General features: G+C 69.3%; 6 protein-coding genes. 2 read left to right on the top strand and 4 right to left on the bottom strand.

Annotated elements, in window-relative coordinates; genetic code table 11:
* Nucleotides 1-206: 206 nt before the first annotated feature.
* From ACFY3V_RS38675 to ACFY3V_RS38660, 4 genes are all read right to left on the bottom strand, one after another.
* Entirely contained in the window at nucleotides 207-1,862 is a 1,656-nt protein-coding gene (locus ACFY3V_RS38675) for an alpha/beta hydrolase (RefSeq protein ID WP_389780297.1), read from the bottom strand.
* 197 nt (nucleotides 1,863-2,059) lie between these two features.
* Nucleotides 2,060-2,437, bottom strand: a complete 378-nt coding sequence (locus tag ACFY3V_RS38670) for a GntR family transcriptional regulator (protein WP_362907457.1) — start codon at nucleotides 2,435-2,437, stop codon at nucleotides 2,060-2,062.
* A complete protein-coding gene (locus ACFY3V_RS38665; protein ID WP_389780294.1) occupies nucleotides 2,434-3,249 on the bottom strand; it encodes a hypothetical protein in 816 nt (271 codons plus the stop codon). Before ACFY3V_RS38665 ends, ACFY3V_RS38670 begins: the two co-directional genes overlap by 4 nt.
* Before the next feature lie 171 nt (nucleotides 3,250-3,420).
* Nucleotides 3,421-4,752: an alpha/beta hydrolase family protein gene (locus tag ACFY3V_RS38660; RefSeq protein ID WP_389780292.1), complete on the bottom strand. Its 1,332-nt coding sequence runs from the start codon at nucleotides 4,750-4,752 to the stop codon at nucleotides 3,421-3,423.
* Nucleotides 4,753-4,992: 240 nt separating this feature from the next.
* Here ACFY3V_RS38660 and ACFY3V_RS38655 point away from each other — a divergent pair, with 240 nt between their 5' ends.
* Together ACFY3V_RS38655 and ACFY3V_RS38650 are read left to right on the top strand one after the other, a co-directional pair.
* A complete protein-coding gene (locus tag ACFY3V_RS38655; RefSeq protein WP_389780290.1) occupies nucleotides 4,993-6,405 on the top strand; it encodes a sensor histidine kinase in 1,413 nt (470 codons plus the stop codon).
* The gene (locus ACFY3V_RS38650) at nucleotides 6,402-7,082 is read left to right on the top strand and encodes a response regulator (protein ID WP_389780288.1); all 681 of its coding nucleotides are present in this window, start codon (nucleotides 6,402-6,404) and stop codon (nucleotides 7,080-7,082) included. Before ACFY3V_RS38655 ends, ACFY3V_RS38650 begins: the two co-directional genes overlap by 4 nt.
* Nucleotides 7,083-7,227: the final 145 nt, after the last annotated feature.

Raw genomic sequence — 7,227 nt, 5'->3', positions numbered from 1 at the left:
AGCCGACAGATCGGAGCAAAGACACTCACTGTCGAGGCCAGGGTTTGATTGAGTCAGACCCCACCAGGAACGCCTGCCCTTCTAGTCTCACTGGGGTCGGTGGAGACCAACGGGGAGGGCCTACAGGCCCGGTCGCGAGGGTGACAGCGGGAAACGGGTCACTCGTTCGGTATCTACCGGCACACGGCAGTCCACAGGCAGCGGCCCTACAACGGACCCACAGGGGGAATGTACGGCAGGGCCGTGGAGCGGGCGGCGGCGTCGGCCGGTGGTCGCGTCCCCGGAGCCGGGCAGAAGCGGTCCCGCCCAGGCAGTGCCCCGGTGGCGAGGAAGGAGCTCATCGCCTCGTCGGCGCAGCTGCCCAGCCCGACGACGCCGTGGCCGCCCTGGTCGACCGTGATCATGGCGGCCCGCCGTCCGAGAGCGGCGCGCAGGCCGCGCGCACTCGCCAGGGGCGTGGCCGGGTCACGGGTGTTCTGCAGGATCAGCACGTTGCGCGGCCCGTGCCCGGTGACCGTCACCGGCGGCTCCACCGGTCGGGTGGGCCACGCCGCGCACGGCCAGATGTTCGCGGGCATACCCGCCGTCACCGGCCACACCTGCCGGTCGGCTGCGACCTGCCGGGCGTACAACGCCGCGCTGCGCGGCCAGGCGACGTCGTCGCAGAGCACCGCGTAGAGCGCGGCGATGCGGTTGTCCGCCGGTATCCGCGCCGTCCCGGTGCCATTGCCACCGACCGCGCCGTCGTCGGCCCTGCCGACAGAGCCCAGCCGGTCCGGTCGCCTCAGGATGGCGGGGTCCACGGTGGATCCTGAGACGGCGGCCGTGAGCTCCTGCCAGAACCCGGCGATGAAAGGGAAGTCGCCGTCGAAGTAAAGCCCCCCTCGGGTGATCTCGCGCAGTGCGTTGCCGTCGAGCACGGGACCGCCCGGGATCGGCAGGGGCCGACTGTCGAGGGCCGCGAGCAGCCGGTCATAGGTGCGCCGCACCTCCTCCGGTGTCGCACCGAGGTGGTAGACGGCGTCCCGCTCGGCTACGAAGGCCAGCAGGTCGGGCAGGCGCATCGCGATCGACTGACTCCAGGTTCGCCACATGTCCCGCCACACCAGGTCCGGGTCGACGGCGCTGTCCAGCACGATCCGATCGGCGCGTCCCGGGAACATCGAGACGTAGACGGCTCCCAGATAGGTGCCGTAGGAGAGACCGAAGTAGGACAGTTTCGGCTCACCGAGTGCGGCTCGGATGCGGTCCATGTCCCGGGCCGTGTTGGCCGTGGTGATGAACGGAAGCAGATCGCCGGAATGCTCGGCGCACGCGGCCGCGGTGTCCCGCGCGAAGGCGACGTTGCGCCCGATGCCGCCATCCGGCCCCGGGTAGGGCAACAGCAGCGTGAACTGCCTCATGAGATCGAGGCCACAGGTGACCGGGGTGCTGTGGCCGACCCCGCGCGGATCGAAGCCGATCAGGTCGTACCGATCCAGGACCTCGCGCGGTAGTACGTCCGCCAGCCGGCTGGGCAGGTCCAGGCCGCTACCGCCCGGGCCTCCCGGGTTGGACAGCAGGATCCCGCGGCGCGCCCCGGGACGCGCCGTGCCGATCCGGGAGATCGCGATCTCGATGCTCCGCCCGCCCGGGGCGCGGTAGTCCAGCGGCACCCTCAACGTCGCGCACCGCTGGCGTGGGTCGCGCGAGACGCCGCCGGATTCCACCGCCAAGCACTCGCCCCACATCGGAGCCGCTTCTCTGGCTTCGGCCACCGCCGGCTCCGGCGTACCGATCCGGGCCCCGGCCGACGTGGGCACGCCTGCCACCGTGATGGCCACCGTCGCCACGGCGATGAACAATGTCAGTTTTAATCGCACTGATACTCCTTTTCACAAGGAACAGATGCTTTCTCGATGACCGTTAAATCGGCACCGCCGGGTACGTGAGACTCTTCGCTTGATCACGCGGAGAAACAGGTCCGTGATTCGACAGCTCTCAGCAGGTCACCGGGCTTGATCGGCCACTACACCGACGTCGTGCGTTCGACGACGTGACACCTGCGGCCGGGTCGTGGTCATGACGAGGTCGGTGCTGCCGTGCCGGATGTCAGGGCCGCTCGTACGATGCGGATCGCCTCGTCCTCGTCGATGCCGACGCTGGCGATCACGGCGGCGTAGTCGGCGGCGGCCCGGTGGGCTCGCTCCCGGCCTTCCTGGCCGGTGGCCGAGACGAACGAGCCCGCTCGTCCGCGTGTCTCGATCAGTCCGGCCTCCTCCAGTTCCCGGTAGGCGCGGCCGACGGTGTTGGCGGCCAGGCCGAGGTCGGCCGCGAGGTGGCGGATGGTCGGCAGCCGGGCGCCCACGGTCAGCGTGCGGTCCTGGATCTGCCGGGCGAGCTGGGATCGTAGCTGCTCGAACGGCGGTACCGGCGAGGCCGCATCGATGACGATCATCGGACGCTCATGACCTGTCGGGCCACCGTCGCGCACGACGGCGTTTTGAAGCGGAGCGCGATGAGGGCGATCATGCTCAGGATCAGGTAGGTGATCGCGGTGGCGCCCCACCAGGTGGGCGCGGTGCCGAACAGCAGCACCATGGGCAGCGACCACTGCACGTTCGGCGTGGTGAGCTCGCGGGCGTCCTCGACGCGCATGATGACGTCGGCGGTGAGCGACTCCTCGTCCTGCGCCACGACCGGGTGGCGTAGCAGGTGGCGCAGCTGCAGGGCGGTGATGCCCGTCGCGCCGAGCAGGCCGATCAGCACGACGACGGCCAGCTGTCGCACGGTGGGATCGGCAACGGCCAAGGCGCTGGCGGCCAGCGCTATCGCGCCGGCGAACGTGGCGGCGGCGAAAACGGCGTAGGGCCCGCCGAGCACGGTCCGCCAGCCGGGCTGGATCGGGTGGGCGGCCCTGCGGGACAGCGTCGCGGCCGCCCGCAGGTCGACGCGTCGCACCCACCGGTCGAGCAGTGACTGTGCCAGCAGCAACCCGGCGACCGACGCGGCCAGGGCCAGTAGCGGTAGCGGGCGATGGGGCTGGGGGTTGCCGAACGCGGAGACGGCGGCGAGCGCGCTCACGATGATCAGCGCGGCCAGGATGAGGTAGGTGGCCAGGCGGGCGCGTTCACGGACCGCCAGCCGACTGGCGAGCAGCGGGGTGGGGTGGGTGTCGGTCAGGCCGTGCCGGGTCAGCCACGCGCCTGCCAGCCGCAGATCGGTCGTACGCGCCGACGGGCCGTCGTCCGGTAACGGTTCACGGGTCATGACATCTCCTTTGTCGCAAGCTTTGCATCAATAGGATGCGACAAATATTGCGACAAAGTCAACGCCCCGAGCTCTCGTCGCCCCGGACCTCGCTCGTGCGCGTGCCCAGTACCGTCAGATCGCAGAGGCCGGTAGGAGACTGCCCGGTCCCGGCCCGCACCGGGCAGTGTCCTACCGGCAGGTTTTCGTCTTGACCGAGCAGTGCTTGACCTCGGGGTAGCGGGCAGACGGCTTGTCCAGCAAGGGCTGGGGCTTCTTTCGCAGGTGCAGGTCGAAGAAGGCCGCAACGTATCTGCGGGTGATGTCCATGGCCCGGACACCGGGTATGTCGGCACCGTCGTCGATGCCGAGTTGGTCGACCAGCACGCCGAGGTCGGTGAAGGACGTGTGCTCCGCCCCGGTCACCAGGAGCCAGCGCTTCCAGCCGTTGAGCTTTTTCCAGTCGCGCTCCCAGGTGGCGGCCGCATCTCCCTTTCCCGGGGTGTAGGTGGCCGGCTTGCCCAGGAACAGGAACGGCCGCGACAGCCCACTGTCCGGGATCCGGACCTCTGTGGTGCCGTCGATGTCGATGCCGGCGCGTATCCGGGAGTCCTTGAGCATGGCCGCGATGGTGCTCGCTCCTCCGGCGGAGTGGCCGGCCATCGCGATCCTGGATGTGTCGATCAGGCGGGCACCCTTCCATTTCGAGTGTGACCCGGCCAACTGGTCGAGCACGAAGGAGACGTCGGTCGCCCGGCCCTTCGCCAGCTTCTCCCACCACGCCGGGTTCTTATCGATCTCACATGTGACGCAGGTGGCGACCCGCCCATCGGGAAAGGTGGTGGCGACATTCTCGTAGGTGTGGTCGATCGCGGCCACCACGTAGCCTCGGCTCGCCAGATCCTCGGCCAGCGCCGTAAGTTCGGTCCGGGGCTTGGTGTAGCCGGGGGAGAGCACGATGAGGGGCAGACCGTGCTTGCGACCCGCTGGTTCAGCATCGGTGAAGGCGTTGGTCCGCGTCCTGCTCAGAGTGTCGGCCGACACGCTGGTGATCCCCCCGCTCCTCAGCAGGAGCTCGGACTCCTTCGGTGTCATGTACGGGGCCCGCTTACGGCCCGGCGGCTTGGCCGGATACCACAGGGAGGCCATGAGCTCCCTGGCTTTCACCGAAGAGACCCAGGGGTCAGGTCGGGAGGCGTCTTTCAAGTACAGGGACGTGGTGCCGATCGGATGCGAACCGGTTGGCTTGGGCAGGTAGGGCGTGCTGCTCAATGTCGGCGAAAGGCCGGCCGAGGCAGGCGCGGACGCGGCCGAGGCGGCCCCTGACTGCGCGGACGCGGCCGATGTGGTCGCCACGAAGGCGAGCAGCCCGGCGGCGGCCACACCGCCGCGCAGGATCCGGCCCCTTCCGCTCCGGGAGATGCCCCGCCCGGTGGCGGCCATCCCTCCCTGCGCGGTGTGTGCCAAGGCACCCGCGCCGCCGTACCGTCTGCCCGTGTCCACCGGCTCTGTCACATGACCCATGAACGTGCCCGTCCTTCGATCGAAACGGCCGTTTAGAGGCGGGAAGTCCCCGCGACGGCCTGATGTCAGGGACGAGGCTAGAAGTGGCCGTGTCCATGCGCGTCGGTCGTCGTACCTATATCGGATACCTCCGGGGAACGACCCACTTGCGGTGTCATCCCTGCGATGTACTCCCAACGGACACCGCCATGGTCACTGGTGACGATGTGTGGCAGGTCACGCGAACGCGACAATGTGCCGGTGGCAGCAGACGAACGACGGCTTTGGCGGCAGTACGTACTGGACATGTTGCGGCCGGAACCGCGAATCGCCCGTCCGTCTCACAGGGCTCTCGCCGCCGACGCACTGCTCGCGGTCTTTCTGACCGTCATCGCGCTGATGGCGGCGGGAGGACTCCACAGCCGGGTTCATCGCGTCGACGTGCAGTCGCACCCTCTGATCGAGTTGCTGCAACTGCGGCCTTCCCCGGTGGTTCTGTCTCCCCCGGCGGTTCCGCTTCTCCCGGCGGTTCCGTCTCCTCCGGCATTACCGGACGCGAGCATCGGCGTCCGGCCGCCCGTCCCGGCACGGATCCACTCACCTCCCGACGCCGACGCCGACGTCGGCTCCGAGGCGTACGGGCCGCCCATGCTCCTGGTGGCGCTGACCGCCTTGCCGTTGGCGACCCGGCGCAGGTATCCGCTCACCACCTTCTGGGCGGTAGTGTCCGCGGCGTTGGCCACGAACGGCGGCGAGACATGGATCACCGTTCTGACCTGCGCGATCGCCGGCTACAGTGCCATCGCCCACAGCCGCAACCGAGTGCCCGCGGTGGCCGGCCTCCTGCTCGCGGCCGTGCTCGCCGGCGCCGTGAACCGGGACATCGGGGCCGGCCTCCCCGGTCTTCCCGGTTGGCTGGGACCCTACGTCGTCCTGCTGAGCGCCGGGGCCTGCGCGAGCATCATCCGGTTCTTGCGGCGGAGCCGGGATCGGCTCACCGAACTTCAGCAGGCCCAGGAGGACGCCATGCGGAAGGCCGTCGAGGCCGAACGTTCCCGGATCGCCGCCGAACTCCACGATGTGGTGACCCACAATGTGAGCGTGATGGTGATCCAAGCTGGCGCGGCGCGCAAGGTGATGGACGCTGAGCCGGAACTGTCCAAACAGGCACTGCTCGCGATCGAAAGCAGTGGTCGAGCCGCCATGGCCGAACTGCGCAACGTCATGGGACTGCTTGCCGGGCCGGAAGGCGGACGTGCGGACAGCCGGAGCGACGGGCTCGAACCGCAACCCGGACTCGACCAACTCGACGGCCTCGTCGAGCGGGTACGCGCCGCGGGGGTGTCGGTGGACATGGCGCTTTCGCCGCCGCGCCTCCTGCCCGACGGAGTCGGCCTCACTGTCTACCGCGTCGTGCAGGAGGCCCTGACCAACACGATGAAGCACGCGTCCGGCGCGGCGGCGTCCGTCGCGATCGGCCACAGCGGCGACTGGCTGGAGATCGAGGTCACCGATACCGGTGGCGCGCCGGGTCCTCAGTCACGGGCAGGCAACGGTCGTGGACTGATCGGGCTACGTGAGCGGCTGGCCGTCTACGGCGGAACCCTGGTCGCCGGACCCAGAACCGGGGGCGGGTATCGGGTCGCGGCCCGCATTCCGTGGACCGCCGCATGAGCGGACCGCTGCGCGCAGTCATCGCCGACGACCAGGCTCTGGTCCGCACCGGGTTCCGGATGATCCTCGCCGCCGACGGCATCGAGGTGACGGCGGAGGCGGCGGACGGTGCCGAAGCGATCGCCGCCGTACGGAGCACCAGGCCGGACGTCGTGCTCATGGACATCCGGATGCCGCAGATGGACGGGATCGAAGCCACCCGCCAGATCATGAGCGGCGGAGCGAACGAGACCCGCGTCGTCATCCTGACCACTTACGATCTCGACCACTACGTCTACGCCGCTCTCACCGCCGGCGCCAGCGGCTTCCTGCTCAAAGACGTCAGCCCCGAGCACCTGGTGGCTGCAGTACGCCTGGTGCGTTCCGGCGACGCCCTGCTCGCGCCGACCATCACCCGCCGCCTCATCGAACGTTTCGCTCCCCGTGACGAGGCGAAGGCCGACCTCCACCGCGATCTGTCCGAACTGACGCCACGAGAACTGGAGGTGCTACGCCTGCTCGCCACCGGCCTGAGCAATGCCGAACTGGCCGATCGGCTGACTCTCAGCGCGACGACGGTGAAAACCCACGTCGCCCGCATCCTGTCCAAACTCAGCCTCCGCGACCGTGTCCAGGCCGTCGTGCTGGCCTACGAAACCGGACTGATCTCCCCAAGCGGCCCGTCGGGCACCGGCTGACCTGCCTTGCCGTCCGCGGTGTCCGGCACCGCGCCTGAAGAACTTGCACATCAGCGAGTCGAATGCGTGGCACAGGGGCGATCGCCCGGGATCGTTCAGCGCCGTCTTTCGCGCCTGGTCGGACAGCGTTACGGAGCCCTCGGTC

This window comes from Streptosporangium sp. NPDC000095, from assembly GCF_042899335.1.
In the GTDB taxonomy this organism is placed as follows: Bacteria; Actinomycetota; Actinomycetes; order Streptosporangiales; family Streptosporangiaceae; genus Streptosporangium.
The sequence above is the reverse complement of the archived record's forward strand: the minus strand, read 5'-3'. Positions and strand labels throughout refer to the sequence as shown.